This window comes from Streptomyces sp. NRRL B-24572 (assembly GCF_002156145.1).
Taxonomy (GTDB): Bacteria; Actinomycetota; Actinomycetes; order Streptomycetales; family Streptomycetaceae; genus Streptomyces; species Streptomyces vietnamensis.
Genome location: NZ_MWIG01000572.1, coordinates 1 through 3,660 on the forward strand (window position 1 = coordinate 1; position 3,660 = coordinate 3,660).

The window sequence follows — 3,660 nt, forward strand, 5'->3', positions numbered from 1 at the left end:
CACCACCTCCCCCTCCACCCGCGCGGGCCGCGGTCCCTGGCAGCTCGCCCGCGAGGAACTGCGCCGTCGCCCCTCCGTGAAGGTCTCCCTCGTCGTGGTCGCGATCTTCCTGATCATGGCCGTGGCCGCCCCGCTGCTCAGCACGCTGGGCGGCTGGGCGCCCGAGGAGTTCGACAAGAGCGCCGTCGATCCGTATCTCGGCGGTCTGCCGGTCGGCCCGCTCGGCGGCGTCTCGGCCGAGCACTGGCTCGGGGTCGAACCCGTCACCGGCCGCGACCTGTTCGCCCGGGTCGTGCACGGCGCCCAGGTCTCCCTGCTCATCGCCTTCACCGCGACGGCCATCGTCGTCGTCGCCGGGACGGCGGCCGGAATCACGGCCGGCTACTTCGGCGGCCGCACCGACACCGTGCTCTCCCGGCTGATGGACCTCACCATGTCCTTCCCCTCCCTCATCTTCATGATCGCCATGATGTCGGTGGCCCGGGACGTCAACCGGATCGTGCTCATGACCCTGGTCATCGGCCTCTTCGGCTGGCCCGGCATCGCCCGCGTGGTCCGCGGCCAGACCCTCTCGCTCAAGCACCGCGAGTACGTCGACGCCGCCCGCGTCGGCGGCTCCGGCCCCTGGCGGATCCTGAGCCGGGACATCCTCCCGGGCGTCGCCGGGCCGGTCATCGCCTACACCACCCTGATCATCCCCGGGATGATCGCCACCGAGGCGGCCCTCAGCTATCTCGGCGTCGGCGTCCGTCCGCCCACCCCGTCGTGGGGCCAGATGATCGCCGAGAGCGTCGCCTTCTACGACACGGATCCCATGTACTTCCTCGTTCCGAGCCTCTGCCTCTTCCTCACGGTGCTCGCGTTCACCCTGCTCGGCGACGCGCTGCGCGACATCCTCGACCCGAGGGGAAGCCGCTCGTGATCCTCTACCTCGGCCGTCGGCTGCTCGGCATCGCCGGCGTGCTCCTCGCCATCGCCGCCGTCACCTTCACCATCTTCTACGTCCTGCCCTCCGACCCCGCCGCCGCGGCCTGCGGCAAGTCGTGCAGCGCCGAACGCCTGGAGGCGATCCGCGCCCACATGGGCCTGGACCAGCCGCTGTGGCGTCAGTTCGCCGACTTCGTCAGCGGCATCTTCACCGGCCGCACCATGGGCAGCGGCCAGTACGCCCTGCGCTGCGACTTCCCCTGCCTCGGCTACTCGTACGAGAACAGCCAGCCCGTCTGGGACCTGCTCGTCGACCGGTTCCCCGTCTCCGTCTCGCTCGCCGTCGGGGCCGCCGCGATCTGGCTGCTCCTCGGGCTCTCCGCGGGCGTCGCGGCGGCGCTGCGCAAGGACACCCTGACCGACCGCGTCCTCATGGTCGGCGCGGTCGCCGCCGCCTCGCTGCCCGTCTACTTCACCTCGGTCATGCTGATCTACGGGGTGATCCGGACGGCCGGGCTGCTCCCCTACCCGCAGTACACCCCCTTCGGATCCGACCCGCTCGGCTGGGCGTCGAACCTGCTGCTGCCCTGGCTCGCGCTCGCGATCCTGTACGCGGCGATGTACGCGCGCCAGAGCCGCAGCTCGATGATCGAGACCATGGCGGAGCCGTACATCCGCACCGCCCGGGCCAAGGGCCTCCCCCGTCGCACGGTCGTCGTCAAACACGGGCTGCGCGCCGGGATGACACCGATCCTCACCATCTTCGGCATGGACCTCGGCGGTCTCCTCGCCGGCGCGGTCATCACCGAGTCCATCTTCGGACTCCCCGGCATCGGACGGCTCTTCTACGGTGCCCTGTCCGCCGGCGACCAGCCGGTCATCCTCGGCGTCACCCTGCTCGCCGCCACCTTCATCGTCGTCGCCAACCTGGCCGTCGACCTGCTGTACGCCGTCGTCGACCCGCGAGTGAGGTACTGATGGCCGACACCCCACCGCTGCTCTCGGTCCGGGACCTGACCGTCACCTTCCCGACCCCGCGCGGCCCCGTCCGGGCCGTGGACTCCCTCTCCTTCGACGTCCTGCCCGGCCGCACCCTCGGCATCGTCGGCGAGTCCGGTTCCGGGAAGTCCGTGACCTCGCTCGCCGTCATGGGCCTGCACACCGGCGCCGGCATCACCGGCTCCGTCACGCTGGCCGGCCGGGAACTCGTCGGGCTGTCCGAGCGCGAGCTGAACCGGCTGCGCGGCCGGAGGATGGCGATGATCTTCCAGGACCCGCTCTCCAGCCTCCACCCGTACTACACCGTCGGGGAGCAGATCGCGGAGCACCACCGGGTGCACTACGGCAGTGGCCGCAGGGCCGCCCGTGAGCGGGCCGTCGAGGCGATCGCCGAGGTCGGCATCCCCGAGCCGCGACGCCGGGCCGGCGAGTACCCGCACCAGTTCTCCGGCGGCATGCGCCAGCGCGTGATGATCGCCATGGCACTCGCCTGCGAACCGGAACTCCTCATCGCCGACGAGCCCACCACCGCCCTGGACGTCACCGTCCAGGCCCAGATCCTGGAACTGATCGCCCGGATCCAGGAGGAACGCGGGCTCGCCGTCGTCATGATCACCCACGATCTGGGGGTCGTCGCCCGGGTGGCCCACGACGTCCTGGTGATGTACGGCGGCCGCGCGGCCGAACAGGCCCCGGTGGACGCCCTGTTCGCCGCGCCGGCCCACCCGTACACCCGCGGGCTGCTCGACTCCCTGCCGCGCCTCGACGACCGGGACGACCTCCCGCTGCGGGCGATCCCCGGCAGCCCGCCGTCCCTGCTCGTCCCCGCTTCGGGCTGCGTGTTCGCCCCGCGCTGTCCACGGGCGGCCGCGGCCACGGAGGACGAGCGCGCCCGCTGCGAGACCGAGCGCCCCGCGCTCGGCGGCCCGGACGGACATCCCGCAGCCTGCCACTTCCCCGCACACGAAGGCGTCGCCTCATGAAGACCGACCCGTCCACGAAGACCGAGCTCCTCACCAAGGCCGAACCGCTCCTCTCCGTAAGTGAGTTGACGACGACCTTCCCCGGCAGGCGGCGCGCCGCCCCGGTCCGGGCCGTCGACGGCGTCAGCTTCGACATCGCGGCCGGCGAGACGCTCGGCCTGGTGGGCGAGTCCGGCTGCGGCAAGTCCACCACCGGGCGCACGATCGTCCGCCTCCTGGAGCCGTCCGCGGGGTCCGTCGTGTACGACGGCCGCGACATCGGCCATCTCTCGCAGCGCGAGCTGAAGCCGCTCCGCAAGGACCTCCAGATGGTGTTCCAGGACCCGCACTCCTCCCTCAACCCCCGCCAGACCGTGGCCCGGATCATCTCCGACCCCCTGCTGGTGCACGGGAGTTCGGCGGCCGCGGCCCGCGCGCGGGCCGCGGAGCTGATGGAACTGGTCGGCCTCATCCCGGAACACCTCGACCGCTACCCGCACGAGTTCTCCGGCGGCCAGGCGCAGCGCATCGGCATCGCCCGCGCCCTGGCCACCGGCCCCCGGCTCGTGATCGCCGACGAGCCGGTCTCCGCCCTCGACGTCTCGGTGCAGGCCCAGATCGTCAACCTGATGGAGCGCCTCCAGCGCGAACTCGGCCTCGCCTACCTCTTCATCGCCCACGACCTGTCCGTCGTCAAGCGGGTCTGCGACCGGGTCGCCGTGATGTACCTCGGCCGGATCGTGGAGATCGGGGACAAGGAACGCGTGTACGG

Annotated in this window: 4 protein-coding genes; all 4 read left to right on the forward strand. The window is 71.8% G+C overall.

Annotated features, from left to right (window positions below; genetic code table 11):
- Positions 1 to 922 (forward strand): ABC transporter permease (locus CCN56_RS30255; protein WP_107484248.1); only part of this gene is annotated, 922 nt, incomplete at its 5' end.
- Positions 919 to 1,905: an ABC transporter permease gene (locus tag CCN56_RS30260; RefSeq protein WP_086831126.1), complete on the forward strand. Its 987-nt coding sequence runs from the start codon at positions 919 to 921 to the stop codon at positions 1,903 to 1,905. The genes CCN56_RS30255 and CCN56_RS30260, both read left to right, overlap by 4 nt.
- Positions 1,905 to 2,909: an ABC transporter ATP-binding protein gene (locus CCN56_RS30265; RefSeq protein ID WP_086831127.1), complete on the forward strand. Its 1,005-nt coding sequence runs from the start codon at positions 1,905 to 1,907 to the stop codon at positions 2,907 to 2,909. The genes CCN56_RS30260 and CCN56_RS30265 overlap by 1 nt, the downstream gene beginning before the upstream one ends.
- Positions 2,906 to 3,660: ABC transporter ATP-binding protein (locus CCN56_RS30270; protein WP_086831128.1), on the forward strand; the 755-nt coding region annotated here is incomplete at its 3' end. The genes CCN56_RS30265 and CCN56_RS30270, both read left to right, overlap by 4 nt.

What these genes read in the sequence shown, in the direction of transcription:
- CCN56_RS30265 (WP_086831127.1), top strand. Translation starts at nt 1,905, where the DNA reads ATGGCCGACACCCCACCGCTGCTCTCGGTCCGGGACCTGACCGTCACC.